Genomic DNA, 26279 nt, shown 5'->3' with positions numbered 1-26279 from the left:
CGAGTGGTGTTGCTCCACGTCGGAAAGCGTGTGGCGGGGGTGCGAGCGGTGCGGGAAAATGGCGGCATGGGGGAAGCCGGGTTGGAGTTCAGCATCCTCGGCGAAATGAAGGTCCTCGCCGGGGGCCGCCCGCTGCCCATCGGCGGGCCGCGCGAGCGGAAGATGCTGGCCGTCCTGCTCGTGAACGCCAACGCAGTGGTGTCGATCGACCAGCTCGTCGACGCGGTGTGGAACGCCGAACCCCCTGCCACGAGCCGGAACCAGGTCCGCAACCGCATAGCGCACCTGCGGCGGTCGTGGCGATCGGCCGGGGAGAGCAGGGAAGTCATCGTCACCGAGGACACCGGCTACCGGATCCGGGTCACCGACGAGGAACTCGACGCACTGCGCTTCGAGGCGGCGGCCGACCTGGGCGCCAAAGCCATGCGGTCCGGGGATTTGTCAACCGCCGCACGGCTCATGCGCCAAGGCCTCGCGCAGTGGCGTGGGCCGTCGTTGAGCGGCCTCGACGGCGAAGTGGTGCGTGCGGCCGCGGAACGCTTGGACAGCCGCAGGTTGACGGTGCTGGAGGACTGCTTCGAGTGCGAGCTCGAACTCGGCCGGCACACCCAGATCCTCGACGAGATCGCCGCGCTGGCCGCCGAGCACCCGTTCCGCGAACGGCTGGTGCGGCACCTGATGTCGGCGCTGTACCGGGCGGGACGACGCGCGGACGCGCTCACCGTGTACCGCGAGACCGCGCGGCTGTTGCGCGACGAGCTCGGCGTCGACCCGGGCGTCGAGCTGAAGGCCGTGCACGAGGCCGTGTTGCGCGACCAGCTGGCCGCCGAGTTCGCCCGGCCGCTGCCCACCACCCAGCCCGAGCCGGTGCCCGCACCGAAGCCCGCCCAGCTGCCCGCCGACATCGTCGACTTCACCGGGCGTGACACCGAACTGCGCAGGCTCGACAAAGCGTTGCCCGGCAACGTCGCCGCCCACCCGACGGCCGTGCCGATCATCGCGATCACCGGCCCCGCCGGGCTCGGCAAGACCGCGCTCGCCATCCACTGGGCGCACCGGGCGGCACCGCACTTCCCCGACGGGCAACTGTTCCTCGACCTGCGCGGGAACAGTCGCAGCCCGCTGACGCCGGCCAAAGCCCTCGCGGCACTGCTGCGTTCCTTGGGGGTTCCGGACGACCAGACCCCCACCGACGCCGACGACGCGGGCCGGATGTTCCGGTCTTTGTTGGCGGGCAAGCAGATCCTGCTGCTGGTCGACAACGTCGCCGCCGCGCCCCAGATCCCGCCGTTGTTACCCGGCGGCGCGGGGTGTGTCGTCCTGCTGACCAGCCGCGACTCGCTGGCCGACCTGACCGCCAGCAACGGCGCCTACCTGCTCCCGCTCGACGCGCTGACTCCGGCCGAAGCTGTGGAGTTGCTGGCCAAGGTGATCGGCACCCAGGTGGCCGCGGATCCGTTGGCCGCCGCGGAACTCGCCCGCCGCTGCGGCTACCGGCCCCGGGCGCTGCGCAACGCCGCGGCCGCCGTTCGCAAGCACGACGACCTGACGATCCGCGCCTACCTCGAAACCCAGCGCACCGCCCACCTGGCCACCGTCGTGCACACGCTCCCTGCTCCGCGACCGGTCCCCTGATGCCGCTGCCGAAGGCGAGCACCGCTGTTACGTTCGAATCATGGCCGTGTCGCTGCGCACCCTCGCCGACGGCACCCGAGTCAGCGCGTTGTGCTTGGGCGCCATGTGGTTCGGCACTCACGTCGACGAGCCGACGTCGTTCGCGATCCTCGACCGGTTCACCGAACGCGGGGGCACCCTGATCGACACCGCCGACAACTACGCGTACTGGCTCGACGGCGCGCGGGGCGGCGAGAGCGAGACCGTCCTCGGCCGCTGGCTCGCCGCGCGTGGTGCTCGTGACCGCGTCGTGCTGAGCACCAAGGTCGGCGCGCAGCCGGTCGCGCCGGGCGTGCGCGAAGGTTTGTCGGCGCGAGCCATCCAGTCCGCTGTGGACGGAAGCCTCGCCCGCCTCGGTACCGACCACGTCGACGTCTACTGGGCCCACGTCGAAGACCGCTCGGTGCCGCTGGACGAGACCTTGGGTGCGTTCGCGGACGTGGTCGAGTCCGGCAAGGCACGCCTGCTCGGCGCGAGCAACCACGCGACGTGGCAAGTGGAACGCGCGCGAACGATGGCCGGCGCGGCCGGTCGCCCTGGCTACTCGTGCGTGCAACTGCGCTACTCGTACCTGGCACCGCGGGTGTGTCCCCGGCTCCCCCACCCGTCGCACCTGCACGTCACCGAGGAGTCGCTGGACTACGTGCGCAGCCACCCGGACCTGACGTTGTGGGCCTACAACACGTTGCTGGCGGGCGCCTACGTCCGCGCCGACAAACCGCTGCAGCCCGCCTACGACCACCCCGGCACACCCGCGCGGCTGGCGGTGCTGCGTCACGTCGCCGCCGAACTCGGCTCCACCCCGAACCAGGTCGTGCTCGCCTGGTTGCTGACCAACCCCCAGCTCATCCCGATCGTCGGCGTCAGCGACCCAGGCCAACTCGACGAGCTCCTGGACGCCACCGACCTTGAGCTCGACGACACCCACCGCGCCGCCCTGGACGAAGCCGACCCCTGCCCGGCGCCCAGCTGAGGGAGGTTCGCGACCCTAGTGTGGCGCGGCCAGCCGGTCGATGTGGCGGGCCAGTTCCGCGGGGCGTTCGAACGGCAGCATGTGTCCCGCCTCGGGAAACGCCACGAAGGTCGCCGACGGCAACTCGGCCGCGATCGCCCGGGCCTGTGCGGGCGTGCACAACCGGTCCCGCGATCCCGACAGCACGACCACCGGCACGCAGCGCAGTGCGGCCAACGCGGCCAGCCGGTCGTGCTCGGTCAACGACACCCGAAAGCCCGCCATGCTCGCCGGGTGCGCGCGACCGAACTGCCGCGCCGCCTTGGCCACGTGCGCGCGCGAGGGACGGCGGCCGAACGCCAGCCACCGCACGCCCGGGCGCAACGCGGCGGTCCGGCGGGCGATCACCGGCCGGCTCACCCGGGCCAGCCGCGCGGTGAGCTTCTGCTCGCCGGCCAGCACCCAGCGCGGCAGGCCGAACGTCGCGTCGGCCAGGCCCGCGGCGGCGCCGGAGAACAGCAGCACGCCCGCGACCCGCTTCTCGACCAGCTCCGGGCGTTGCTCGGCCAGCGCCATCACCGCCATCGCGCCCATGGAATGCCCGACCAGCACCAGTTTCCCGTCCGGCACGCGCTCCTCGACCAGCTCGGCCAGATCCGCGCCGAGCCGTTCGATGGTCGCGGTGCCGGGCGGCGCGGGGTCCGAGCCGCCGTGGCCGCGCAGGTCGAACCGGATGGTCCGCACCGGCGCGGTCAGCAGCGGGAGCACGTCGTCCCACGTTGTCGAGTCCGACGTCCAGCCGTGCACGAACACGACGGTCACCGGCGCGTCGGCGGGTCCGCTGTCCAGCAGCGCCAGCCGGACCCCGTCCGAGGTCAGGAACGGGACAGCAGCAGGGACTTGCGCCACAACCACCCGGAGATCCCCTTCTCGTCGACCAGGTCCGACTCCCGCAGGAACGCGATGATCCGCTCGCCCCAGTGCGCCATCGTCGCCTGGAAGTGCGGGTTCTCCTTGGCGGCCTTCCACGCCTGCTTCGGGTCGAGCCCGACCGACGCGTAGACCTTCGGGTTGATCAGGCTCAGGGACACGAAGTACGACACGACCGCGGTCAGCAACGCGTGGTGCCTGCGCGCGAACGGCCCGGCCTTCCCCATGCCCCGCGCGACTTCCTGGCGCGCGAACGTCACGTGCCGCGCCTCCTCCAGCACGTGGATGCGGTTCACCATGCGCACCAACGGTTGCAGGTCCTCGTCGGCCATGTTCTCGCGCTGCATGCGGTCGAGGACCTCTTCGGCCACCAGGATCGCCGCGTAGATCGACGGGCCGCGACCGATCGCGGGCAGCAGCTTCGCGAGCGCCTTCACCCACGGGCGCGGGCCGTAGACGGTGGCGTCGAAGCGCTTGATCGCCTTGCCGAACATCGTCGAGTGGCGGCACTCGTCGGCGATCTCGGTGAGCATGTACTGCACGTGGCCGCTCGTGGGGTCGAGCCGGTAGACCTGCTTGAGCAGCAACTGCATCAACAGCACCTCGAAGAAGATGCCGGACGCGCAGATGCTCGCGATCTCGTGCTTGCCGAGTTCCCGCCGCTGCTCAGGGCTCAACCGATCCCAGAGTTCGGTGCCGTACAAGGAAACCCGGCGCTCGGGGTGGAAGAGCTTGTCGTCGGGGACCGGCGCGTCCCAGTCGATGTCGACCTCGGGGTCGTAGAACTTGTCGGCGGACGAGTTCAGCAACCGTTGCGCGGTCTTCTCCCGGTCGGCGCCCTTGGCGACCTGCACTGCGCGGCTCATGTCACTCCCCGATCGATACCGTTGGTGCTCGTTCCAGGCTGTTACCCGAAGTAACTGTTACCTCTGGTAGCATCCGACACATGCAAGACGGTGTCAAGCGCGACGACAAGCATGAGGCAACCGCTCCGGCCGACGCCCGGCGTGACCGCTGGCGCTCGCACCGCGCCGCACGCCGCGAGGAGTTCGTCGAGGCGGCGCTGCGCGCGCTCGCCGCGCACGGTCCCGACCTCGGCATGGAGCACGTCGCCGCCGAGGCCGGCGTGACCAAACCCGTGCTGTACAGGCATTTCACCGACAAGGCCGACCTGATCGTCGCCCTCGGGCACCGCGGCACGGAGATCCTCTTCGAGCGGCTGATCCCGGCCATGAACATCGAGGAAGCGCCGATTCCGCGGATCCGCAAGAGCCTGGACGCCTTCTTCTCGGTCATAGAAGAGTTCCCCAACCTCTACCGGCTGCTCGTGCGCCGCAGCCTGTCCGAACCGACCGGCTCGGACGTGGTCGCCGAGGACAAGGAGGTCATCGCCGCGGCGCTGGCCACCCTGCTGGGCGACTACATGCGCGCGTTCCAGCTCGACTCCGGCGCGGCCGAGCCGTGGGCGTACGGGATCGTCGGCATGGTCCAGAACGTCGGCGAGTGGTGGCTGGAGCGCAAGACCATGGCCCGCGACGCCGTCGTCGAGTACCTCACGCAGGTCATCTGGGCCGCGATCGACGGGATCCTGCGGCAGAACGGCGTGAGCGTCGACGGCACGAAACCGCTGGAGCTGAACAAGGTCGTCAAACTGGAGGAGGCCAAGCGTGACCGGGCATGAGAACCAAGACGACGACGGCTACGCCGGACCGGCGACCCTCGTGGTCGGCGAGCGCGAACTGACCGTCGAGGTCGACCTGCGCGGCCACTTCCAGCCCATCGACGGCCGCTACCGCTGGTACGGGCGGCTCGCGGGCAACGACGAGCTGACCGCGATCGCGGGCGGCCGCAAGACCGAGGCCACCATCCGCACCCCGCAAGGCAGCGCCGACGGCGAGTTGTCCGACCCCGACCCGTGGGGCCGCTACCGGATCACCGGGTCGAGCACGCCACCGTTCGCGGTACCCACAACGCTCTGAAGACGCCAGAAGGGCCGTACCCGACAAGCGGGTACGGCCCTTCTTCGCGTTTCTCAGGCGGTGGCGAACCCGACCCGGCGGGCGTCCGCCGCGCCGATCTCCACGTACGCGACCCGGGCGGCGGGCACGACGAACCGGCGACCCTTGTCGTCCACCAGGGTGAGGGTGCCCGTGCTCTTGGCCCCGAGGGCGTCGGACACCAGGGCCTCCACCTCGTCCGGGGACAACGTGCTCGTCAGCACCAGCTCCCGAGCGGTGTCGGCGATGCCGATCTTGACCTCCACGCTGACCTCCGCATTCGCAACAACCTTCGTGTTGGTTGTCCGCCAGGCTAGTCGAGCGCGGCGGTGCGCATCCGGTCAGGGCGGCGCCGTTCGCTCCCCGCTGAACCGGTCCGTCAGCCCAGCCCCAGCGCGGTCATCCGTTTCCCGTGGCCCTGTTGCAGCCGCCGGAACAGCGCCGCGATCCCCGCGAGGTCGCCCGAGCCCTTGACGATCAGCTCGGCCAGCCCGTCGCGCTCGGCCACCACGTACTGGGCCTGGGTCAGCGCCTCGCCGAGCAGCCGCCGCCCCCACAGGGTCAGGCGGTCCCGCTGGGTGCGATCTCGCTCACACGCCGCGCGCACCTCCCGCTCGGCGAACGCCGCGTGCCCGGTGTCGGCCAGGGTGTGCAGGACGAGCTCGCGGGTCGGCTCGTCCAGCCAGCTCGCCAGCTCCCGGTAGAGGTCCGCGGCGAGGCCGTCCACGACGTAGGCCTTGACCAGGGACTCGAGCCAGGAGTTGGGCGTGGTGGACGCCTGGAACGCGTCGATGTGCGAGATGAACGGGGCCATGGCCTCCTGCACGTCGGCGCCGAGTTCGCCGAGCCGGTCGGCGAGCTGGCGGTAGTGGCCGATCTCCAGGCCGGCCATCTCGGCGAGCGCTGCGCGACCCGCCAGGGTGGGTGCCGCGCGCGCGTCCTCCGCCAGCCGGTCGAACGCCGAGAGCTCGCCGTATGCCAGCACTCCGAGCAGGTCGACGACGCCAATCTGAGACTCACTCACGGTACCGAGCGTATCCGCCCGTACCTCCCAGGTAGAATGTGCAGTGACGCCTGCCCACGCAAGGGCGCGTGGTCACCGCCGGCCTCGGTAAACGGCCGGTGTGAGTGCCCGCCCGGTGGCGCGCAGGCATCGACAAGACCAAGGGCGGGCCAAGACCGCCCCATGGAGGGTATGCGCACCGCGCGACCTCTCCCGCGCGCCCTGTGAAACCGCAGGCGAGTGCGCGGTCGAGCGGTTGAACGGCGATGGTCGCCGATGGGTGCGCGCGGGCGAGGAGAGGCGATCACCCTGACTCAGGACAACACCACAGAAGAGAACACGACCGCGGACCCGGTGGCGCTGGAGCACAGCGAGACCGGGGTGGCGGAGGTCACGGCCCACCCGCTGCAGGCGGGCGCCCCGGTCACCCCGGAGGCCCCGACCTTCGCGGAGTTCGACGTCCACCCGGACATCGTCCGGGCGCTGACCGAAGCGGGCATCGAGCACACGTTCGCGATCCAGGAGCTGACCCTGCCGCTGGGCCTGGCCGGCGAGGACATCATCGGCCAGGCGCGCACCGGCACCGGCAAGACGCTGGGCTTCGGCGTCCCGCTGCTGCACCGCCTCGGCGGCCCCGGCGACGGCACCCCGCAGGTGCTGGTCGTCGTGCCGACCCGCGAGCTGTGCGTGCAGGTCACCAAGGACCTCGCGGACGCGGGCAAGTACCTGGGCGTGCGCACGCTGTCGATCTACGGCGGCCGCCCGTACGAGCCGCAGATCGAGGCGCTGCGCCGCGGCGTCGACATCGTGGTCGGCACGCCGGGCCGGCTGCTCGACCTCGCCGAGCAGAAGCACCTGGTGCTCGGCAAGGTCGCCGCGCTGGTGCTCGACGAGGCCGACGAGATGCTCGACCTGGGCTTCCTGCCCGACATCGAGCGGATCCTGCGGATGGTCCCGGACAGCCGCCAGACCATGCTGTTCTCGGCCACCATGCCCGGCCCGATCATCACGCTGGCCCGCACGTTCCTGTCCCAGCCCACGCACATCCGGGCCGAGGAGAACGACGCGAGCGCCATCCACGAGCGCACCGAGCAGTTCGTCTACCGGGCGCACTCGATGGACAAGATCGAGGTCATCGCCCGGGCCCTGCAGGCCGACGGCCGCGGCCTCGCGATGATCTTCACCAAGACCAAGCGGACCGCCCAGAAGGTCGCCGACGAGCTGACCGAACGCGGTTTCGCGGCCGGTGCCGTGCACGGCGACCTCGGCCAGGGCGCCCGCGAGCAGGCCCTGCGCGCGTTCCGCTCCGGCAAGGTCGACGTGCTGGTGTGCACCGACGTCGCAGCCCGCGGCATCGACGTCACCGGCGTCACCCACGTGATCAACTACCAGTGCCCCGAGGACGAGAAGACCTACGTGCACCGCATCGGCCGCACCGGCCGGGCCGGGCGCGCGGGCGTGGCGATCACGCTGGTCGACTGGGACGACGAGCCGCGCTGGAAGCTGATCAGCGACACGCTCGACCTCGGCAAGCCCGAGCCGGTGGAGACCTACTCCACCTCCGAGCACCTGTTCGCCGACCTGCACATCCCGGCCGACTCCACCGGACGGCTGCCGCTGGCCAAGCGGACCCGCGCCGGGCTGGACGCCGAGAAGCTCGAGGACCTCGACGGCAAGCGCGGGCGCAACAACCGCAAACGCGGGCGCACCAAGGTCACCAAGTCCGGCAGCCGGGCCCCGGTCACCCAGCAGGGCGCCGACGGCGAAGAGGACGGCGAGAGCCGCCCGCGCCGGCGCCGCACCCGCAGGCGCGCCGGCGAGGTCGTGGCCGGCCAGCCGCAGGAGAGCGACGAGGCACCCAAGGCCGAAGAGGCCGGCGAGCCGACCGGCGACCGCCCGGCCCGGCGCAGGCGTCGCCGCCGTTCCGGTGCCGAGGTGAGCCCGAACACCGAGGAAACATCGGCTTCGGCAGACTGACCCACCGTGCAGGAGTCCACGACCGCCGGCGAGGAGGATGTGCTCGCCGAACCAGCGCTCGACGAGCCGGACGGCCCCGACCAGCCGAGCATGCCCCGCACCAGGTTCCGCAGGCCGCGTGACCTGGTCGCGGTGGCGCTGATCGTCGTGGCCGCCCTCATCGCGTGGTTCGTGTTGTGGCAGAACAGCGACGAGCACGCGACCACCTCGCAGACGGCGGCGGTGCCGATCGAGCCGCCGTCGGCCCCCGAGGTGTTCCCGCCTTCGCTGGCCGAGGCGTGGCGGGCCGACAGCCCGGCGACCCCGCAGCCGGTGGTGACCGGCACGGCCATCGTCACCGCGGCTGGTGGCGAGGTGCTCGGCCGGGACCCGCTGACCGGCCAGGTGCGCTGGCGTTATGCGCGTGACCTGCCGTTGTGCACGGTCGCAACGGCGTGGTCGAAGGTCGTCACGGTCTACCAGACCGACGGCCGGCTGCTGCCGTCGAGCGACCCGCGGTCCGGCGGTGGCTGCAGCGAGGTGACGACGCTGCACTCCGACGACGGCGAGCGCGACACCGCCCGCAACGACGACGCCCAGCTCGGCACCCACCTGGTCTACGACGGCAACTACGTCACCGCGACCGGCCCGGACGTGCTGGACACCTGGCGGTCGGACCTGGTGCTGACCGTCGAGTACGGCCGGATGCCCGACCTGCGCAACGCGGGCAAGCAGCGCGTCAACCCCGAGACGCAGACCTCCGGTGACCGGCCGAACGAGTGCAAGTACGGCTCGGTCGGGGCCGGCGGTGGCTACGTCGCGGTGATCGAGCGGTGCTCCGACGACATCGGCAGCGACCGGTTGAGCGTCTACAAGGCGGTCGGCAAGGACGACTGGGACATCCCCGAGGTCACCGGCAGCGTCGTGGTCGGCGGGCACGACGCGCAGATCGTCGCGTTCAGCGGCGACCACATCGCGGTCGCGCTGCCCGACCCGCAGCGGCTGGTCGTGTACACGGTCGAGGGCAAGCAGGTCGCGGAGTACCCGTTGCACCTGCCGGACGCCGACCTGCGGGGCAGCGCCAAGGGTCCTGTCGTGTCCACGGCCCAAGGCCCCGGGATGATCTACTGGTACACCGGTTCGCGCACCATCGCCCTGAACCAGCGCGCGCTCACTCCACTGTGGACCGTGGACGGCGCGCTCGGCCCGGGCACCCGGTTCGCGGGCAAGCTGCTGGTGCCCGTGCCCGGCGGGATCGACGTCCTCGACCCGGTCACCGGCAAGAAGATCGGCACCTTCCCCGTCGACCGCGGCGGCTACACCGGCCCGGTGGAGATGGACTTCGAGGGCCCGATGGTCTTCGAGCAGCGCGGTGCGACGTTGGTCGCCCTCAGGTAGTTACGCAAGGCGTTTTCGAGATTGCTGAGGCAAAATCGAAGGCGTGACCGAGACTCCTTCGCAGGTGAGTGCCCACGGCGCGGACCGCGTCGAGTTGGACGGCAGGCTGGGTCCGATCGCGGCGCTGCGCATCCGCCGTCCGGACGCGCCCATCGTGTTGCTGGTGCCGGGCTACACCGGCTCGAAGGAAGACTTCGCTCCGCTGCTCGACCCGGTCGCCGCGGACGGCTTCGAGGTCGTCGCCATCGACCTGCCCGGCCAGAACGAGTCGGTCGGGCCCGCGGCCGAGTCGGAGTACCTGCCCGGACCGCTGGGGCTGGTCCTGGCGGAGCTGATCGGCAAGCTGGGCGCCGATGGCCGGCCCGTCCTGCTGCTCGGGCACTCCTACGGTGGCTTGGTCTCACGAGCTGCCGTGCTGGCCGGGGCCTCGATCACCGGTTTGACGTTGCTGGACAGCGGTCCCGGTGAGCTGCCTTCGGGCGCGCGCCGCCAACTGCTGGACCTGGCCGAGCCGGCGTTGCGCCAGTACGGGATCGAGGCGCTGTACCAAGGCATGGAGGCGATGTCGGCGCAGACCCCGGCGTGGGCGTCGAAGTCCGACAAGTTGAAGGCGTTCCTCAAGGAGCGGTTCCTGCGCAACGAGCCGGCCGGGTTGCTGGGCATGGCACACGGGCTGCGCTCGGAACCGGACCAGGTCGGCGCGCTCGCGCACGCGTTGCGCACCCAGGGCACGCCGTGCCTGGTGGCGTGCGGGCAGGACGACGACGCGTGGCCGGTGCCGTTGCAGCGCGACATGGCGGACCGGCTGGACGCGGATTTCGCCGTGATCCCGGATGCGTTGCACTCGCCCAACACGGAGAACCCGACGGCGTTGCTGGCCACCCTCCTCCCCACCTGGCACAGCTGGCTGTAACCCACACGGCTGCGGCCCGGCCTGGTTCGTGGAGGTCGCTCCGCGACCGGAGCGAGCCAGGCCATGAAGGGGCCGCGGCCCGCGCGAACGAAGAGAGTGCCATCAACACTGTCGGTGGGGCTGCGTAACGTTGGTGCCGTGCAAGGGCAGCTCGGGTTCGACGCCATGCCGGCGAAGCTGGTGAAGGTCACCCCATCGAAGTTGGCGACGTGGGCGGATTGCCCGCGCCGCTACCGGATGGCGTACGTGGATCGGCCCACGCCACCGCGTGGTGGGGCGTTCGCGCACAACACGTTGGGTGCCGTGGTGCACAACGCGTTGCGTGCCTTCTACGACCTGCCGGTCGGGCGCCGCACGCCGGAGATGGCGGCCGCGCTGGTGGGCCAGCACTGGAAGGACGAGGGTTTCCAGCACCCGAAGCAGGCCGCGGAGTACCGCAGCCGGGCGATCGGCTGGGTCGTCGACTACATCGCGGGTGTCGACGTCACCGACGACCCCGTCGGGTTGGAGCGCTGGGTGTCGGCGCCCGCGGGCAAGCTCATCGTCGAGGGCCGGGTCGACCGCATCGACGAACGCGATGGCGAACTCGTCATCGTCGACTACAAGACCGGCCGCCACGCCCTCACCACCGACGACGCCCGCGGTTCGCAAGCGCTTGCCCTGTATGTGATCGCCGCGCGCCGCACGTTGCGCAGGCCGTGCACCCGCGTGGAGTTGCACCACCTGCCCAGCGGCACCGTCGCCGCGTGGGAGCACACCGAGGAATCCCTTGCGCGCCACCACAAGCGTGCCCAGGAATCGGCCGAGGACTTCCAGCTGGCCACCGACACCCTCGCCGCGGGCGGCGACCCGGACGTGCTCTTCCCGAGCCAGCCCGGCCGCCAGTGCGGCTGGTGCGATTTCCGGCGCAGCTGCCCCGAGGGCCAGGCGGCCGCGCCCGCGGACGAGCCATGGGCGATGCTGGTGCCGTGAGTACCGACCAAGAGGCTGTCACCGCACGGCTGCCCCGGCCGCCGAGCGGGCGCAAGCTGAAGTTCCCGCGTGAGATGAGCGGGGTGCTGGCGGCGGGAATGGTGCTGCTCGCGGTCCTCGTGCTCGGCGCGCAGCTCTACGCCTTGTTCCGCGGCACGCCGGGACCTGGCGTCTTCGCCGTCGCCGGGCACCTCGGCGCCGGCGCGCTGTGCTTCGCGTGCCAGCGCATGCTGGACCGCCGGACCGGCCGCGCGACAATCCTCCCCGGTGTCCTGATGGTCGTGGTCGCCGCGGCGACCCTGTGGTTCTTCTGGTGGTCGTGATGGAGCTCTGGCACAACCCCCGCTGCTCGAAGTCGCGTGCGGCGAAGCAGGCCTTGGACGACAGCGGTCGCCCGTACGTCGAACGGCGCTACCTGGACCAGCCGCCCACCGCGGCCGAGCTGGACGAGGTGCTCGAGACGCTGGGCATGCAGCCGTGGGAGCTCGCCCGCACCGGTGATCCCCTGGCCAAGGAACTCGACCTGGGTGCCCTGCCGCACGACCGCCAGAAGTGGATCGACGTGCTGGTGGCCAACCCGTCGCTGATCCAGCGCCCCATCGTGATCGCCGGCGACGGCCGGGCGTCGGTGGCCCGCACGCCGCAAGCGGTGTCCGACATCCTCGGCTGACTGCCGGTCGGGTTTTCCACAGGGTTTTCCGAAGTTGTCCACAAGCCAGCAGTTGCCCTGTTCGCGGCTGGATCTTCGGTAAAATGCCTGGTAGAGGCGTTGCAGGTCGCCACGCTTGACCAGGTCTGTTTCACCTGATCGAGCGACAAGGCCCCGAATTCTGCCCGGATCTGGGTGTTCTGCGCGTCTGCTGTAAAGACGCAGTGCCGCAGCCAGCACCAGCACAGCTCACAAGCACCCGCCCCTGGTCGACTCGATCCCGCCTCGGAGGTGAAGAAGGGACTCACGCCACGCCGACTGGCCGACCGCTCCGGCCCTCACCCACGCCAGCCCCACCGGCCGACCGCCTGGCCCTCACCCACCCCAGCCCGACCGCCTGGCCCTCGCCCAACCTCAGCCGCACCGGCCGGCCGCTCCGGCCTCACCCACCCCGACCCCACCGACCGGCGGCCTGGCCTCGATCAACCGCGCGCGACAGCGGCAGACCCCGCCCGCCACCAAACGGCAGGCCCGCCCGCCACGCGCCGCCGGCCGCGAGTGCTCAGCTGGCCCCACTCACGAACCCGCGCACGGCGTCGGCCACCAACTGCACCGCGATCGCCGCCAGGAGCAAACCGGCGATCTTGGCCAGCAGCACGATCCCGCTCTCCTTGATCACCTTGATCACGAGCCCGGAGAACCGCAGGCACGCCCACAGCACCAGGTGCACCATCAGGATCGCCGCCGCCAGCGCCAAGTACGACGGCCAGTGCCCGTCGGCCTGCCGGACGAACACGATCGTCGCGGCGATGGCACCCGGCCCGGCCAGCAACGGCGTGCCCAGCGGGACCAAGGCCACGTTGACGTCCTCGACCGCCTCCGGCTGGGCGTCACCACGCCCGGTCAGCAGGTCCAAGGCGATCAACAGCAGCAGCAACCCGCCCGCGCCCTGCAGGGCCGGGATCCCGATCCCGAGGTAGGACAGGATCGCCTCGCCGCCGACCGCGAACAACGTGATCACGCCGAGCGACACGAGCACAGCCTGGCGCGCGGCGGCCAGGCGCGTCGAGCGGGTCTTGCGGCCGACGAGGCTCAGGAACACCGGGACGGTGCCCGGCGGGTCCATGATCACCACGAGCGTGATCGTCGCCTCGGCGAAGAGCGGGACGTCGAAGACGGCCACCCGGGGTCAGCTCCCCGTCAGCAGCGGAGCGCCGGTCGCACGCGAGACGATGGCGTCCAGCATCTCGGGGGCGGTGGTCTCCTGGCCGAGGCGGATCGTCTTGTGGCCGCCGTGGTAGTCGCTCGACCCGGTCACCAGCAGGTCGAGGTCGGCCGCGAGCTCGAGCAGCTCGGCGCGGTTCTCCGGCGTGTGGTCCGGGTGGAACACCTCGACCCCGCCGAGCCCGGCCCCGGCCAGCTCCTTGACCACCTCGGCGGTGATCGTGCGGCCGCGGTGGCGAGCGAAGCCGTGGGCGAGCACGGTCACGCCGCCCGCCTCGGCGATCATCTGGATGGCGTCGAGCACGGGCGTGTCCGCGCGGCCGATGTGGAACGGTCCGCCGGTGCGCAGGTAGCTCGCGAACGCCTCGTCCACCGACCCCACCACGCCCGCCTTGATCAACGCGGCGGCCAGGTGCGGGCGCCCGGCGGGCGCGTCGGGCGGCAGGGCCGCGAAGATCTCGTCGGCGTCGACGGGCAGGCCGGCGGCCGCCATCTTGTCGGCCATGAGCCGAAGGCGGCGCCTGCGTTCGACGCGCAGCCTGGACTGCTCGGCGATGATCACCGGCGAGGACGGGTCGAACAGGTACGCGAGGAGGTGAACGGTGCACCAGCCGCCTCGACCGTCCCGCGACTCGCACGACAGCTCGGCGCCACGCACCAGCTGCATCCCCGGCGGCAAGGCGGCCGCCGCTTCGTCCCAGCCGGCGGTGGTGTCATGGTCGGTGATGGCCACCGTCGAGAGCCCGGCGGCGGCCGCCGCCGCCACCAGTTCGGCGGGCGTGTCGGTGCCGTCGGATCTGTTCGAGTGCGTGTGCAGGTCAATCAGCTCGGGTGCCACGCGCCCAGTGTGACCGAAGGTCGCTCAGACCTCCGGTCGGGCGTGACCGCCACCTCAGCCGACGGGCTTCTTCCCCCGCGCCATGCGCTGCGCCCGGATCATCGAGAAGCGCTCGGCCTGCGCCTTCTTGTCGCCGAACACCAGCTCGGAGATCGCGTCGTAGACCTGCTCGGGCTTGGGCAGGTACGTGATGTTGTTCAGCGCCTGGATCTGACCGGCGGACTCCACGACCAGCGTGCCGTAGCCGAACACCCGGCCCGTGGCCGTGCGCAGGTAGGTGAGGTCGGTGACCTTGCTGATCGGCATCATCAGCACCTTGGTGGTGAAGACGCCGGTGGTCATCATGAACCGCTTGTCGGTCACGACGATCCGCTCGACCCACCACTGCAGCACGATGTAGATGAACCGCAGCAGCACGAGCAGGGCCGCGTACCAGAGCACGTTCTGACCGACCACGAGGCCGGGCGGCAGCAGGTACGAGACCATCACCGCGATCGCGAACAGGGCGCTGGCCTCGAACACGTCCCAGGCGAGCGAAGCCCAGTGCCGCCGGACCCGGATCACCCGGCGTTCGGAGTCGAGTAGATATTCGTCCGGATCCCTCGGCGCGAACATGGCTCGAGGTTACCCGCTCAGCCTTGGAACACCGAGCGTACGAACGTGATCAGGGCTTCCGCGGCGTCCTTCAGCGTGTTGAGGATCTGCGTGACGATCCCCGCCGACTGGACTGGTTGAGTGACCAAGAAGAACACCAGCAGCGCAGCACCGGCGAGGATGAGCGCCTTCTTCGCGTTCACGTCGACCCCTTGCTCGTTTTTTCCGCACCCGTGCCGAGCGCGGTTTTACTGAAAACCGTTGTACCGCACTCCGCGGACTTAGGGGAGCCTAGTACCGCTCATGGGGCAACGCGGACGGCGACCGCACCAAAACCCGTTACTGTCGGTGGCGATGACCTACCCGGATAAGCCGAAGATCAGGTGTGTCGGCGCACTCGTGTATGACGCACAGGGACGGCTATTGCTCGTGCAAAGAGCGAACGATCCTGGTCGTGGCCGGTGGTCGTTGCCCGGCGGCAAGGTCGAACCCGGCGAAACGGACGCCGAGGCCGTCGTGCGGGAGGTCCGCGAGGAGACCGGTCTCGTGGTCACGCCGGGCCGGCTGGTCGGTGTGGTCGCCCGGCCTGCGCCGCACGGCGTATTCGAGATCCACGACTACTTCTGCGAGGTCATCGGCGGTGCCCTCGCAGCAGGCGACGACGCCCTGGACGCGCGTTGGACCGATCGTGTGATCTTTGCCGCACTCCCACTGGTTGAACTGTTGGAACAGACGTTAACCGAATGGGATGCCCTGCCCCGCTAGCGCGAACCAGCCGGAGCGCGTCCAGTCAGCCCAGCCAGACCAGGCGCTGACCGTGCAGTCCAGCCTTGGCGAGCGCGCGTGCTTCGGGCTTGCCGTCCTGCCACCGCACCAGCCCGATCACGCCGAACGCCGAGCTGTTGGTCGGCTTGAGGTCCTCGCGGCCGGGCAGCAGCAGCTCCAGGCCGACCTGGTAGCCCTCCTGGCTCACCCACCACACCGGCCGCCGGCGCGACAGCTCGCCGAGCGCGTCGAGGAACGCCTGGCGGCGCTCGCCGAGGTAGGCGACCGCGCTGCTGGTCATGACCACCAGGGGCAGCGACTCCGGGATGCGCTTGGCCGCGGCCGCGAGGTCGTCGACGGCGTCGCCGCGGACGAGCTCGGGCGGGTCCTTGCGTTGCGCGGCCGCCGCGACGGTGAACAAGCGCGCGCGCTCGGGCTGGTCGGCCCAGATGCACGCCTCCAGCCAGGCGTAGGCGTCCTCGTCGGCGAGGTCGACCGGGTTGCGGTCCAGGCCGATCCTCGCCCCAACCGCCAGCCGCTTCGGGATCGCCGGCAGCTGCGCGCCCGGCCCCAGCTCCAGCGCGCAGTGCAGGCCGACCGGCGCCTTGGCCGGGCCTGCGGCCAGCTGACCGGCCTGCTCGGTCTGGTAGCGGTAGGAGTACCGGTCGATGCCCAGCAGCAGACCCGCGCTCGTGCCGACCTCGAGCAGCCCGATCGCCCCGCGCGCCTGCTTCGCGGCCAGCGCGACCGCCGGGTACAGCACGGCGGCCCGGCGCACCTCGTTGGTCTGCGTGGTGCGGGTCGCGACCAGTTCGCGGATGCGCTCGGCGTTGTCGGCGACGAACGAGCGGAACGCGGGCCAGGTGCCTTCGTCCACGCCGTAGCTGCCGCCGACCGACGGGTAGTAGTTGGCCAGCTCGTGGAACGGCCGCATCTGCAACGCCCGGTGCACGGCCGCGAAGAGCAGCGTGGGCGCGCCGAAGCCCGGTTGCGCCGCGCCGAGCAGGCCCGTGATGTCGTCGTCCTCGGCCGCGTGGCGGGCCAGGTGTTCGTAGAGCGGCGAGATCCCGGCGGCTTCCTTCTCGGCGAAGCGCAGCAGTCGCCCGCGCAGGTGCTCGAGGTCCGCCGACGACTCGGTCATGACTCGGTCAGCGTCGGCCGGCCGGGCTGCTCGCCGCCCCGCGCGTCGAGGTAGTTCTGCTTGGGCACCATGACCTTGCGCTTGAACACGCAGACGAGCGTGCCGTCCTGGTTGTAGCCCTTGGTTTCCACGTGGACGACGCCGCGGTCGTCCTTGGACTTGGACTCCCACTTGTCCAGCACGGTCGTCTCGCCGTAGATCGTGTCGCCGTGGAAGGTCGGCGCGACGTGCTTGAGCGACTCGACCTCGAGGTTGGCGATGGCCTTGCCGGAGACGTCCGGCACGGACATGCCGAGCAGCAGCGAGTAGATGTAGTTGCCCACCACGACGTTGCGCTTGAACTGCGTGGTCTCGCCCGCGTAGTTGGCGTCGAGGTGCAGCGGGTGGTGGTTCATGGTCAGCAGGCAGAACAAGTGGTCGTCGTACTCGGTGACCGTCTTGCCGGGCCAGTGCTTGTAGGTCGCGCCGACCTCGAACTCCTCATAACTACGACCGAACTGCACGCCTCGCCTCCCAGGGTGATCGCCCGGTTCCGTGGCCGGGGGGAACTCAGTCTGACCGCATCGTCGTGCTCAGCGGCAACCGGAGGTGAGCAATCTCGCGCTCAGCGCCGCGCCGCGGCCACCAGCTCGCGCAGCGCGGCGGTCAGTTCCCGGACGCCGAGCGGGTTGAGGCTGACCCACTCCCGGTCCGCCACCACACGCAACCGGCCGGCCTCGGTGTCCACCCAGGACAGCTCCGGTCCGACCAGCTCGCCGCAGCTGCTCACGCCGAGCCGGCCGTGCCCGGTGACCTCGCCGAGCACCTCGCCCAGCGCGGCGGCCTGCTCCCGGTCCGGGCAGTCGGCGCGGACGGCCGCGCGCACGCCGCGCTCGTCGCTCGCCGCCAGCGCACGCCCCAGGGCGGGCACGGACAGGCGCAACGGCATGGCGCGCCGGGCGGGCAACGCCGGGAGCTCACCGGCCAGCTCGTCGGCGAGCCGGTCGGTGGGCACCGACCGGGTCGACACCATGTCGTCGGCACCCGCCTGCGTGCAGACGACGGCGCGTCCGCGGCGGATCAGCGCGCACCAGACGCGGTCACCGGAGCTCATGTGCACCGCGGCCGTGTGCTCGGCGAGGGCCGCGACGAGCCGTTCGGCCATGCCCAGCGGCTGGTCCTCGTCGGCGAGCCCGCGCCGCCGCAGCGTCTCGCACGCCATCGCCAGCAGCGTGTCGCGTTCGACGTCGTAGCTGCCGAACGACGGGACGCGCAGCGGGAAGGGCACGTCCACGCCCGCGAACGTGGTGAGCAGGTCGAACTCGACCAGCCCGAAGTCCACCGAACTCACGCGAGGTCGCCGAACTGCCGCTTCGCCGAGTCGTCGTGGTCCTCGTAGGTCCGCACGCTCGCGTGCAGGTCGTCGCCGAGGTGCCCGAGCCGCCCGGCGAGCTCCTGGTGCACGCCGCCCAGGCCACCCGCGCCGGCGAGCCGCATGAACCGTGCGGCGATCGCCTCGGCGGGTGGGCTGCCACCGAGCATCGGCTTGTCCTGGCTCAGCTGGTCGGCGACGGACGCGCCGGTCCCGGAGTCGTCGGCGAGCTCGTGCAGCGACCGGCCGGCCAGCCGGATCGCGTCGGGGTCCACCTGGAGGTGGTCACCGGTCATCGTCACCTCCGATCACCGCGGGCCCGACCACGAGCCCCACGTCGAACAGGTTGTGCTCCTGGGGAAGCGTGTTGACGTGTTCCTTGTCGTCGTCACCGCGCTTGCGCCCGCGCCCCGCCGGGCCGAGCGGTCCGTGCCGGTCCCCGGCACCGGTGAGCCCGCTGCGCGCGCTCCCGGCCCGTCCGGTCGGCTCACCCGCAAGTCCTTGTCCGGCACGGGGATTCGCGTCACCGAAGGCCAGGTCGGGCAGGCCCACGCCGGGGTAGCCGCCGGTGCGCCCGCCGCTGGCGAAGCTCCGCCAGGAACCCGGCTCGAAGCCCGGCCGCCGCATGGGCGACGCGGCCCCCGGTGCCGTCCGCGACGACTCGACCGCCGTGGCCGGCGCGGTCCCCTGACCTGTGCCCGGCGCGACCGCGTTGCCCGGCACCGGCGTGCCGCCGGACCCGCCCGCGGTAGCGGCCGGCGTCGTGGATGCCACGGCGGGTACGGCGGCGGCGGTTGACAACCGTTGCGGCGCAGGCGATCCACCGGTTGGCTGGTCGCCCGGACCCGGCGCCGAGTAGTCCACACGGGACGGTGGGGGCCGGAACTCGCGCCCGATGATGACCTTTTCGTAGTCCTGCATCACGTGCACGGCCCGCTTCTTCGCCTCGAGGTTCTTCCGGTGCTGCTCGAACGTGCCGAACCCCGCGGCGGTGACCGACTGGACGCCCATGGCCCACGGCCCGGCCGGCGCGGCTTTCAAGCTCGCCACGGCCGAGCCCTCCAGCACGGCCGCCAGCGGGTGGTCCGGTGGTGGCGGCATGCGGGACTTCGCCGTGCCGAGCGCGTCGGCGACCAGGCCGAGCTGCCGGGCCACGCCGGTCGTCCAGTCGGCCGCGGCGTTCGAGTGGTCGCGGATGTCCTGGGCCCGCGTCCCGGCCAGCTGCGCGGCCGCGCCCCGCCACGCCGCCCGCACCGATTCCCACTACCTGCCGACCGCGTCGCCCTTGGACCGCAGGCCGTCCGCGTGGGCGAACCAGGCCTCGACCTGCTCCAGCACCTGCTGCGGGCTCGCGTCGACGTGCACGAAGGCGTAGAGCTCCGAGTGGTGGTAGGCGTCCCAGTTCGTGCCGCCCCGCAGCGGCTTGATGCCGGTGCGCTCACCGTTGAGGTAGTCGTTGTAGCGCTTGGCGAGCGCTCCGGCGAGGTGCTCGGCGGCCTGCACCGCCTCGTGCAGCGGCGGGATCGGCTTGGTCAAGTGGTCGACGGCCTTCTTGAGCTTCCTCAGCGCCTTGTCGATTCCGAACAAACCCGCTCCCCGCGACTCCGGTAGCCGAACGGACACGTTCCGTGGCGACGGGAGTATAAGGCGCGAATTTCGCGGGGAACGGGACAGATCAAGGTCAACCGGGCCGTACACCGTCTGTCACCACGGCCCGGGGCTCATGGAGTAAGCTCGAACCTCGGCAGCGCGGACCGTCGTATGAGCCCGTGCGCCCACGGCCCGAGGAGGTGAGGACGCCCAGATGAGTGGCAATTGCCCGAGTAGTACCCGCGTCCCCGCCGGAAGGGTTCCTCGCCTGTAAAGGCCCCTCGCAGCTCCGGCCGGGACGCCCCGGTGCCGGAGTGTGCGCTTTCCGCCCCCTCCGGTGCGTCGTTCGCGTCGTTTCGCGTCGCCGTGAGGCTGGAGGACGGACATGCCTGCCATTCCATCGCTGCGTGGCCGCGGCCACCGCAGGCCGACGGGCTCGCTCGCACCCATCCCCGTGCCGCTGTCCGCGTACGTCGTGGACTGCGCGGTCTACGTCGACGGCGAACGACTGCCCGGGCACTGGTCGCACGCCCAGGCGGTCGAAGAGGTCCGCAAGCGCCACGACGGGTTCGTCTGGATCGGCCTGCACGAGCCGGACGAGCAGCAGATCCAGGGCGTCGCGGACGCGTTCGGGTTGCACGAGCTCGCCGTCGAGGACGCGGTGCAGGCCCACCAGCGGCCGAAGCTCGAGCGCTACGACGAGACGCTCTTCATGGTGCTCAAGACCGTCACGTACGTGCCGCACGAGTCGCCCACGACGGCCAACGAGATCGTCGAGACCGGCGAGATCATGGCCTTCATCGGCCGGGACTTCATCGTCACGGTCCGGCACGGGAACCACTCCGGGCTCGCGCACGTGCGCAAGGAACTGGACGCCGCACCGGATCGGCTGCGGGCCGGCCCCGCCGCCGTGCTGCACGGCATCGCCGACCACGTCGTCGACCGGTACCTGGAAGTCACCGACCGGATCGAGAACGACATCGACGTGATCGAGAGCCGGGTCTTCGCGCCCCGCACCTCGATCAGCGCCGAGCAGATCTACCTGATGAAGCGGGAAATCCTCGAACTGCGGCGCGCGGTGATGCCGCTGGCCAATCCGCTGCGGCGCCTCGCCGAGGGGTACACGCCGCTGGTCCCCGAACAGGTTCGATCGTATTTCCGCGACGTCGACGACCACCTGACCACGGTGTCGGAACGGGTCGTCGGCTACGACGAGCAGTTGACCACCCTGGTCGACGCGACGCTCGCGAAGATCACGCTGCAGCAGAACACCGACATGCGCAAGATCACCGCCTGGGCGGCCATCCTGGCCGTGCCGACGATGATCGCGGGCATCTACGGCATGAACTTCGAAGACATGCCGGAACTGAAATGGAAATTCGGCTACCCGTTCATCATCGCGGTGATCCTCGTCGCGTGCGTGGTGCTCTACCGAATATTCCGCCGCAACAAATGGCTCTAGCCAATCCTGTTTGACCCACTTCCAACCCCCGATGGGAGGCTTATCGTGACAAGGCTGCTGAGCAATCCCCGATTTTGGCTCATGACCGTCGCGATCAGCTGGGTCGCGACTATCACGTGGATAATCGCCCACCAGTGAACACCCGCAAGGAAACCGGTACGGCCGTTCGCTTTCGCTGACGCTCGGAAATACGTCAGCGCAGGCGAGCGGCCAGCTTCCGCAGCGCGGACCGCATCTCGTCCATCGGGAACGGGTTCACGCTGATCCACTCGCTGCCGGCGAGCTCGTCGTCGTCTTCCTCCGACGACCGCCGCATGGTCCGGGCCGCGGAACGACCGAGCCCGGTCTCGTCACCGTCGGCGAACCGCCAGCGCCCGCGGCTGGTGTCCAGCCACCGCAGCTCGTCACCGTCGCGGCGCCACTCGTCGCCTTCCGCGCCGGTGCGGCGCGCGATACCCGCCTGCCCGTTGCCGAACACGGGCTGCAGGTGCGTGACCATGTTGCGCACGGCGCGCTCGTCGATGCCGTGCGAACGGATCAGTTCGTCGACCTCGTCGCCGGTGAACTCCTGCGGGGCCACACCGCTTTCCGGGTCGCCCATGCGCTCGGTCAACGCCGAGAAGACCGCCGCGATCGCCCGGCGGGGCAAGGTGAACGGCGAGGCCATCGGCGCGTCGTGCTGGGGCACGAGGGCCATCAGCTCCTCGACGGCCTCGTCCAGGGTGATCGGCTTGAGGTAGACGTAACCGACCTCGTCGCGCGGGTCCTGGGTGACCAGCAGGGCCTCACCGCGGTCGGCCAGCACCACCGCCCGCAGCCGCGGCTGGTCGTCGAACAGGACCAGGTCCAGCGCACCGGTGCCGAAGCGGATCAGGTGGACGAAGTCCTCGGCGACGCCGAGCGGGCCGCCCTCGTCCGCGAGGCCCCGTTCGGTCAGGGCCTCGCGGGCGCCGCGGTAGATCATCAGCTGCTCGGTGTAGGTCTGCCCGCTGGACTCGATCTCCAGCGGGAAGGGCGCCTCCACCTCGGCGAAGGTGCACAGCAGGTCGATCTCGATCGGGTGCAGCCGCACGCCACGGGCGGTAGACGGTTCCATGGCCAGCGGAGCACCTTCGGTCGTGGTCAACTAAGCCTGCTGCCGCAGCGTATCGGCTGAAGCGTTGTCCGACTCCACGTAGGTCGCCGCGGCCTTCTCGGCGCTGGACACGAAGTCCTCGAGGTTCTTCAGCGCGATCCGGAGCTGGCCCGCGAGACCGGCGTCGCTGGTCAGCCGGTCGTTGAACTTGCGGGCCAGCTGCTGGCCGGTCGGGCTCGTGCCCAGCCGCGGCTGGTAGTCCGGGCCGGAGAGCTCGTCCACCTGGTCGCGCACCTTGTCCAGGTGGGCCCGGACCTGCACGATCGCCGAGGCGAACGCGTTGACCTGCTCGGGCTCCACGGCCCACTGCCCGCCGCTGGTCGGCACGGGCTGCGCCGGTGCGGGCAGCGTGCTGGCGGTCGGCACGGGAGTGGCCGTCGGGTCGGCGGTTTCAGCCGTGTCATCGACGTACATGAGGGAAACTCCTGGGGTTCGCGGGCGGTCAGAGGCCGATGACGGGCGGGGCCGCCTTCAGGTCGCCGAGGAACGGGTCCTCTTCGTACGGGAACTTGCGACGGTGCTCGCCGTCCTCTTCCTTGCGCGAGCCGGCGCCACCGGCGCCGTAACCGCCACCCATGCCACCGCGGCCCTCCGCCTCGGCGCCGAGCATGCCGCCCGCGCCGCGACCGAACCGGCCGTTCATCCGTTCCCGCTCCGCCGCACCGAGCGCGCTGCCGGCACCGCTGCCGTAGCGGCCCATGCGGCCCTCTTCCTCGGCGCCCAGCGCACCGCTCGCGCGGTACTTGGCCAGGCGCTCCTCTTCCTCCGCGGCGCTGAGGCCGTTGGTGTACCGGGACAGCCGCTCCTGGTCGGACGTGCCGCCCAGGCCCCGGGGGAACGCACCCGGGCCCATGCCGCGGCCGTACTTGCTGCCCCAACGCTCGAGGTCGCCACCCGCGCCGCCACGCATGCCACCGGGGCCCATGCCGCCCATGCCACCGCGACCGCCAGGCCCGCGGCTGCCGGCGCCGGTGCGCCCCGGGCCGAGGCCACCAGGGCCGATCGGCATGCCGCCGGGGCCGAGCCCACCAGGACCGAGGCCGCCAGGGCCGAGACCGCCGGGACCGACGCCGCCCGGGCCGAGTCCACCGGGACCAAGACCGCCAGGGCCGAGACCGCCGGGACCGAGCCCACCCGGGTTGAGACCGCCGGTGATGCCGGTCCAGCGACCAGGCGGGCTGTCGACGAACGACGGCGTGGTCGTGTCACCGGGGTAGCCCGGGTAACCGGGGATCTGGCTGATGGGGGTGCCGCCGTTGTGCTGCGTGCCGTCGGACATGCCGCCACCGGGTGCGGTCGGGGTGCCACCGTTGCCCGGGATCGACGGGTCGTGGCCCCACGTGCCCGCGTCGCCGGGGGTGACCCCGTCCGCCGGGCCGCTGTACTTCGGGGTGCTGCCGTCGATGCCCATGGCCGCCTGCTCGAAGCGGGTCATGGTCTGGACGGCCTTCTTCTTCATCTCCTTCTTCTTGTTGCCGAAGCCGAAGACGCTGGCGATGCCACCGAGCACCGCACCGGCGGCCGCGCCGAACGGGCCGGCCACCATGAAGCCGGCCGCCGCGCCACCACCGGCGCTGGCCAGCCAGTTGTTGTGCGGGACGCCCGGCATCGTCGACTGCGCCGAGCGCAGCGCGCCCGCGGAGTCCTCGATGGGCTCGGCCATCTGCGTGGTGGTCTCGCCGAGGTTGGAGAGCCAGTCGGCGTTGCGGGCCACGGTGATGCTCGCCTGGTCGGCGGCCGAGCCGTTCCAGTACTGCATCAGCGTGGTGAGCGAGGACTGCAGGTCCTCAGAGGTCTGCGTGATGTTCGAACCGTTGGTGCGCCAGCGGTTGGCCAGGCCTTCCAGCTGCGGCGGGCTCGCGTTCGAGGCGACCATGCCGACCAGCGACTCGAGGCTGTAGCCGTTCCAGTTCGTGCCGCCGGGCACGTAGTGGTCGCTGGTGCTGTCGGTCATCTGCTGGTAGTGGTGGCGCTGGGAGGACTCGTGCACCACGTGCAGCAGTTGCGCGAACCACTGCCCCAACCCATCGTGTTGACTGACCACGCCCTGTGCCCCTTCCCGATCACGGCCCCTGCCCGAGCCGCACATGGACGGTCGTCACCCCTCGACCATCGTTTCCGACGATCACGTTAGCGGATGGCACCGACGGCCAACACCGCTTCGAGGACGTCCGACGGCCGTGGAACGGGTAACGAATCGGCCACTCCTAAGCTAGCGGACATGGTCCGGGTACTGGCGGTCTCCGACGAAGTCGTGGAGTCGCTGTGGACTGACCAGGTCCGCGAGCACCAGGTCGAGCTCATCCTCGGCGCCGGGGACCTGCCGTTCGACTACCTGGAGTTCCTGGCCAGCGCGTTGGACAAGCCGTGCGTGTTCGTCCCCGGCAACCACGACCAGGACCTGACCGGCTACCAGCGCAAACGCGGCCTGTGGCTGCGCTCGGGCTTCCCCGCGGCGTGGCCGGGCCCGCAGGGCGGGTTGAACGCCGACGGCCAGGTGCACGACGTCGCCGGGTTGCGCGTCGCCGGGCTCGGCGGCTCCATCAGGTACAACATGGGCCCCAACCAGTGGACCGAGCGCGAGCAGACCCGCCGGGCGCGCAAGCTGGTGCGCACGGCACAACGCCGGACCAAGCGCGACGGACGGCGGGTGGACGTGCTGCTGACCCACTCACCGCCGCGCCACCTCGGCGATCGCGAGGACCCGCCGCACCGGGGCTTCGAGTGCCTGCACGACACGATCGAGCGGCTGCGGCCGGCTTTCCTGGTGCACGGCCACATCCACCCCCACGGTGAGCGTGTGCCCGATCGAACATCGGGGTCTACCCGGCTGATCAACACGGTCGGGTACCGCATCCTGGACATCCCGAGCACGGAGGCGAGCCATGGTTCGTGACACGGGTTTTCCCCACGCGGACGCCGAGAACGACTTCCTGCGCATGCGCCGCAGGCAGGTGCTGTCCCGCCTTTCCCGGTGGCTGCGCCGCGAACCCGACGACGTGAACATCATCCTCCCGTTCGACGAGGTCGTCGCCGCCCTCGGGCGGCTGGGCGAGAAACGCCTCGGGCTGCAGGTGATCCCCATCGACTCGATCGTCGGCAGCGTCGACAAGACCCGCGACTTCGACCGCCTGTTCCGGCCGACGTCCGGGCGCGTGCGCGAGCGCTGGGAGCGTCTGGCGCTGGCCCAGCGCCGGGGCGAGGCCATCCCGCCGATCGACGTTTACCGCATCGGCGAGCTGCACTTCGTGATCGACGGGCACCACCGCGTCTCGGTCGCGCACGCCCTGGGCCTGCGCACGATCGACGCCTACGTCACCGAGATCCGGACCCGCCTCTCACCGACCGGCATCCACGACCGTGGCGACCTGTTGATCAAGGACTACCGGCGGATCTTCCTCGAGCGCGTGCCGCTGACCGGCGAGGCGCGCGCCGGGATCTCGGTGACCGACCCGTGGGAGTACGCGGAGCTCGGTGAGGCCGTCGAGGCGTGGGGATTCCGCCTGATGCAACAGGAAGCCACCTTCCTCGACCGGCCCACGGTGGCCGCGCGCTGGTACGCCGAGGAGTTCCGGCCCGTGGTCGAGATGTTGCGCCAGGCCGGGCTGATCGACACCCAGACCGAAGCCGAGGCGTACCTGTGGGTCACGGGCGAGCGCTACCGATTGATCCGCGAGCACCGCTGGGACGACGAGGTGATCGAAGCCCTGCAAGCCCAGCGGCGCCCGCGTTAGC

The 26279-nt window shown here is 71.0% G+C and carries 31 protein-coding genes; 14 read left to right on the top strand and 17 right to left on the bottom strand.

Features of this window, described 5'->3' with window-relative positions:
• Positions 1-48 precede the first annotated feature (48 nt).
• Both EV186_RS30205 and EV186_RS30200 read left to right on the top strand, forming a co-directional pair.
• Positions 49-1635, top strand: a complete 1587-nt coding sequence (locus tag EV186_RS30205; RefSeq protein WP_133852869.1) for an AfsR/SARP family transcriptional regulator — start codon at positions 49-51, stop codon at positions 1633-1635.
• A 40-nt stretch (positions 1636-1675) separates the two neighbouring features.
• Positions 1676-2647, top strand: a complete 972-nt coding sequence (locus EV186_RS30200) for an aldo/keto reductase (protein ID WP_133852868.1) — start codon at positions 1676-1678, stop codon at positions 2645-2647.
• Between the two features lie 15 nt (positions 2648-2662).
• On the opposite strand, the gene EV186_RS30195 is transcribed toward EV186_RS30200, so the two are convergent.
• Both EV186_RS30195 and EV186_RS30190 read right to left on the bottom strand, forming a co-directional pair.
• Positions 2663-3541, bottom strand: coding sequence for an alpha/beta fold hydrolase (locus EV186_RS30195; RefSeq protein ID WP_243754363.1), 879 nt, complete (start codon positions 3539-3541; stop codon positions 2663-2665).
• Complete coding sequence (locus tag EV186_RS30190; protein WP_133852867.1) at positions 3502-4422, bottom strand: AurF N-oxygenase family protein; 921 nt, start codon at positions 4420-4422, stop codon at positions 3502-3504. Before EV186_RS30190 ends, EV186_RS30195 begins: the two co-directional genes overlap by 40 nt.
• Positions 4423-4502: 80 nt before the next feature.
• On the opposite strand from EV186_RS30190, the gene EV186_RS30185 reads away from it, so the two are divergent.
• Positions 4503-5237, top strand: a complete 735-nt coding sequence (locus EV186_RS30185) for a TetR/AcrR family transcriptional regulator (RefSeq protein ID WP_133852866.1) — start codon at positions 4503-4505, stop codon at positions 5235-5237.
• Positions 5224-5535 (top strand): DUF4873 domain-containing protein, encoded by a 312-nt coding sequence (locus EV186_RS30180; RefSeq protein WP_133852865.1) that lies wholly within the window; start codon positions 5224-5226, stop codon positions 5533-5535. Before EV186_RS30185 ends, EV186_RS30180 begins: the two co-directional genes overlap by 14 nt.
• Positions 5536-5588: 53 nt before the next feature.
• On the opposite strand, the gene EV186_RS30175 is transcribed toward EV186_RS30180, so the two are convergent.
• Together EV186_RS30175 and EV186_RS30170 are read right to left on the bottom strand one after the other, a co-directional pair.
• Positions 5589-5819: a DUF3107 domain-containing protein gene (locus EV186_RS30175; protein WP_133852864.1), complete on the bottom strand. Its 231-nt coding sequence runs from the start codon at positions 5817-5819 to the stop codon at positions 5589-5591.
• Between the two features lie 113 nt (positions 5820-5932).
• Complete coding sequence (locus tag EV186_RS30170; RefSeq protein ID WP_133852863.1) at positions 5933-6577, bottom strand: ferritin-like fold-containing protein; 645 nt, start codon at positions 6575-6577, stop codon at positions 5933-5935.
• Positions 6578-6832: 255 nt separating this feature from the next.
• On the opposite strand from EV186_RS30170, the gene EV186_RS30165 reads away from it, so the two are divergent.
• The 6 genes from EV186_RS30165 (at position 6833) to EV186_RS30140 (ending at position 12465) form a co-directional block, all read left to right on the top strand.
• Positions 6833-8533 carry a DEAD/DEAH box helicase gene (locus EV186_RS30165; RefSeq protein ID WP_133852862.1) on the top strand — a complete coding sequence of 567 codons (1701 nt, stop codon included), beginning with the start codon at positions 6833-6835 and terminating at the stop codon, positions 8531-8533.
• Positions 8534-8539: 6 nt separating this feature from the next.
• Positions 8540-9910 (top strand): Rv3212 family protein, encoded by a 1371-nt coding sequence (locus tag EV186_RS30160; RefSeq protein WP_133852861.1) that lies wholly within the window; start codon positions 8540-8542, stop codon positions 9908-9910.
• Positions 9911-9953: 43 nt separating this feature from the next.
• On the top strand, positions 9954-10823 hold the full coding sequence (locus tag EV186_RS30155; protein WP_133852860.1) for an alpha/beta fold hydrolase: 870 nt from the start codon (positions 9954-9956) through the stop codon (positions 10821-10823).
• Positions 10824-10988: 165 nt separating this feature from the next.
• Positions 10989-11795, top strand: coding sequence for a RecB family exonuclease (locus EV186_RS30150; RefSeq protein ID WP_243754388.1), 807 nt, complete (start codon positions 10989-10991; stop codon positions 11793-11795).
• Positions 11792-12118 (top strand): hypothetical protein, encoded by a 327-nt coding sequence (locus EV186_RS30145; protein WP_133852858.1) that lies wholly within the window; start codon positions 11792-11794, stop codon positions 12116-12118. Before EV186_RS30150 ends, EV186_RS30145 begins: the two co-directional genes overlap by 4 nt.
• On the top strand, positions 12118-12465 hold the full coding sequence (locus tag EV186_RS30140; protein ID WP_133852857.1) for an arsenate reductase family protein: 348 nt from the start codon (positions 12118-12120) through the stop codon (positions 12463-12465). The genes EV186_RS30145 and EV186_RS30140 overlap by 1 nt, the downstream gene beginning before the upstream one ends.
• Positions 12466-13006: 541 nt before the next feature.
• Here the strand turns inward: EV186_RS30140 and EV186_RS30135 are convergent.
• Genes EV186_RS30135 through EV186_RS39130 form a run of 4 tightly spaced genes read right to left on the bottom strand, consistent with a single transcriptional unit; the run spans position 13007 to position 15303 of the window.
• Positions 13007-13627: a MarC family protein gene (locus EV186_RS30135; protein WP_133852856.1), complete on the bottom strand. Its 621-nt coding sequence runs from the start codon at positions 13625-13627 to the stop codon at positions 13007-13009.
• Between the two features lie 6 nt (positions 13628-13633).
• Positions 13634-14506 carry a PHP domain-containing protein gene (locus tag EV186_RS30130; protein ID WP_133852855.1) on the bottom strand — a complete coding sequence of 291 codons (873 nt, stop codon included), beginning with the start codon at positions 14504-14506 and terminating at the stop codon, positions 13634-13636.
• Positions 14507-14560: 54 nt separating this feature from the next.
• The gene (locus tag EV186_RS30125; RefSeq protein ID WP_133852854.1) at positions 14561-15121 is read right to left on the bottom strand and encodes a PH domain-containing protein; all 561 of its coding nucleotides are present in this window, start codon (positions 15119-15121) and stop codon (positions 14561-14563) included.
• Positions 15122-15138: 17 nt separating this feature from the next.
• A complete protein-coding gene (locus EV186_RS39130) occupies positions 15139-15303 on the bottom strand; it encodes a hypothetical protein (RefSeq protein ID WP_166659395.1) in 165 nt (54 codons plus the stop codon).
• Between the two features lie 151 nt (positions 15304-15454).
• On the opposite strand from EV186_RS39130, the gene EV186_RS30120 reads away from it, so the two are divergent.
• Positions 15455-15865, top strand: coding sequence for an NUDIX hydrolase (locus EV186_RS30120; protein ID WP_133852853.1), 411 nt, complete (start codon positions 15455-15457; stop codon positions 15863-15865).
• A 25-nt stretch (positions 15866-15890) separates the two neighbouring features.
• Here the strand turns inward: EV186_RS30120 and EV186_RS30115 are convergent, their stop codons facing one another.
• From EV186_RS30115 to EV186_RS30090, 6 genes are all read right to left on the bottom strand, one after another.
• On the bottom strand, positions 15891-17006 hold the full coding sequence (locus EV186_RS30115) for a DUF2332 domain-containing protein (RefSeq protein ID WP_133852852.1): 1116 nt from the start codon (positions 17004-17006) through the stop codon (positions 15891-15893).
• On the bottom strand, positions 17003-17509 hold the full coding sequence (locus EV186_RS30110) for a MaoC family dehydratase (protein ID WP_133852851.1): 507 nt from the start codon (positions 17507-17509) through the stop codon (positions 17003-17005). Before EV186_RS30110 ends, EV186_RS30115 begins: the two co-directional genes overlap by 4 nt.
• A 101-nt stretch (positions 17510-17610) precedes the next feature.
• On the bottom strand, positions 17611-18336 hold the full coding sequence (locus tag EV186_RS30105; protein WP_133852850.1) for an ESX secretion-associated protein EspG: 726 nt from the start codon (positions 18334-18336) through the stop codon (positions 17611-17613).
• Positions 18333-18653 carry a hypothetical protein gene (locus tag EV186_RS30100; RefSeq protein ID WP_133852849.1) on the bottom strand — a complete coding sequence of 107 codons (321 nt, stop codon included), beginning with the start codon at positions 18651-18653 and terminating at the stop codon, positions 18333-18335. Before EV186_RS30100 ends, EV186_RS30105 begins: the two co-directional genes overlap by 4 nt.
• Positions 18643-19611 carry a hypothetical protein gene (locus EV186_RS30095; protein WP_133852848.1) on the bottom strand — a complete coding sequence of 323 codons (969 nt, stop codon included), beginning with the start codon at positions 19609-19611 and terminating at the stop codon, positions 18643-18645. Before EV186_RS30095 ends, EV186_RS30100 begins: the two co-directional genes overlap by 11 nt.
• 9 nt (positions 19612-19620) lie before the next feature.
• Positions 19621-19944 (bottom strand): hypothetical protein, encoded by a 324-nt coding sequence (locus EV186_RS30090; protein WP_133852847.1) that lies wholly within the window; start codon positions 19942-19944, stop codon positions 19621-19623.
• Positions 19945-20332: 388 nt separating this feature from the next.
• On the opposite strand from EV186_RS30090, the gene corA reads away from it, so the two are divergent.
• Positions 20333-21409, top strand: coding sequence for a magnesium/cobalt transporter CorA (corA, locus tag EV186_RS30085; protein ID WP_133852846.1), 1077 nt, complete (start codon positions 20333-20335; stop codon positions 21407-21409).
• Positions 21410-21602: 193 nt separating this feature from the next.
• Here corA and EV186_RS30080 read toward each other — a convergent pair whose 3' ends face one another.
• The 3 genes from EV186_RS30080 to EV186_RS30070 are packed head-to-tail and all read right to left on the bottom strand — an operon-like array spanning position 21603 to position 24588.
• The gene (locus EV186_RS30080) at positions 21603-22505 is read right to left on the bottom strand and encodes an ESX secretion-associated protein EspG (RefSeq protein ID WP_133852845.1); all 903 of its coding nucleotides are present in this window, start codon (positions 22503-22505) and stop codon (positions 21603-21605) included.
• A gap of 30 nt (positions 22506-22535) precedes the next feature.
• Positions 22536-22958 carry a hypothetical protein gene (locus EV186_RS30075; protein WP_133852844.1) on the bottom strand — a complete coding sequence of 141 codons (423 nt, stop codon included), beginning with the start codon at positions 22956-22958 and terminating at the stop codon, positions 22536-22538.
• Positions 22959-22986: 28 nt separating this feature from the next.
• Positions 22987-24588, bottom strand: coding sequence for a WXG100 family type VII secretion target (locus EV186_RS30070; RefSeq protein WP_166659394.1), 1602 nt, complete (start codon positions 24586-24588; stop codon positions 22987-22989).
• 177 nt (positions 24589-24765) lie between these two features.
• On the opposite strand from EV186_RS30070, the gene EV186_RS30065 reads away from it, so the two are divergent.
• Both EV186_RS30065 and EV186_RS30060 read left to right on the top strand, forming a co-directional pair.
• The gene (locus tag EV186_RS30065) at positions 24766-25440 is read left to right on the top strand and encodes a metallophosphoesterase family protein (protein WP_133852842.1); all 675 of its coding nucleotides are present in this window, start codon (positions 24766-24768) and stop codon (positions 25438-25440) included.
• A complete protein-coding gene (locus EV186_RS30060) occupies positions 25430-26278 on the top strand; it encodes a ParB N-terminal domain-containing protein (RefSeq protein WP_133852841.1) in 849 nt (282 codons plus the stop codon). Before EV186_RS30065 ends, EV186_RS30060 begins: the two co-directional genes overlap by 11 nt.
• Position 26279: the final 1 nt, after the last annotated feature.

This window comes from Labedaea rhizosphaerae, from assembly GCF_004362825.1.
Classification (GTDB): domain Bacteria; phylum Actinomycetota; class Actinomycetes; order Mycobacteriales; family Pseudonocardiaceae; genus Labedaea; species Labedaea rhizosphaerae.
The sequence above is the reverse complement of the archived record's forward strand: the minus strand, read 5'-3'. Positions and strand labels throughout refer to the sequence as shown.